Below are 752 nucleotides of genomic sequence, written 5' to 3'. Positions count from 1 at the left end.
TTGAGTACCGCCAGAACTGATGGTCGCACTAATCGCACTACCACCGCTACTAACAGCTTGAGTACCGCCATCATTTACCGTAGTAGCACTTGCAATACCGCCACTACTAACGGCTTGAGTACCGCCATCATTTACCGTAGTAGCGCTCACACTAGCACCACCATAAACAGCTTGATTACCACCAGAACTGATGGTCGCGCTAATCGCACTACCACCGCTACTAACGGCTTGAGTACCGCCATCATTTACCGTAGTAGCACTTGCAATACCGCCACTACTAACGGCTTGAGTACCGCCAGAACTGATGGTCGCGCTAATCGCACTACCACCGCTACTAACAGCTTGAGTACCACCATCATTTACCGTAGTAGCACTTGCAATACCGCCACTACTAACGGCTTGAGTACCACCAGAACTGATGGTCGCGCTAATCGCACTACCACCGCTACTAACAGCTTGAGTACCGCCATCATTTACCGTAGTAGCACTTGCAATACCGCCACTACTAACGGCTTGAGTACCGCCATCATTTACCGTAGTAGCACTTGCAATACCGCCACTACTAACAGCTTGATTACCGCCAGAACTGATGGTCGCGCTAATCGCACTACCACCGCTACTAACGGCTTGAGTACCACCATCATTTACCGTAGTAGCACTTGCAATACCGCCACTACCAACAGCTTGAGTACCGCCAGAACTGATGGTCGCACTAATCGCACTACCACCGCTACTAACAGCTTGAGTACCGC

General features: G+C 50.7%; 1 protein-coding gene. It reads right to left on the bottom strand.

Going from position 1 to position 752, the window contains the following annotated elements; translation table 11 throughout:
* Nucleotides 1-752: AIDA repeat-containing protein (locus tag ICN12_RS10755; protein WP_216272504.1), on the bottom strand; the 752-nt coding region annotated here is incomplete at both ends.

The sequence above is a fragment of the Polynucleobacter sp. AM-25C3 genome (genome assembly GCF_018882335.1).
GTDB lineage: Bacteria > Pseudomonadota > Gammaproteobacteria > Burkholderiales > Burkholderiaceae > Polynucleobacter.
Note: the sequence above shows the minus strand (reverse complement) of the source record. Positions and strands in the feature narration are given on the sequence as shown.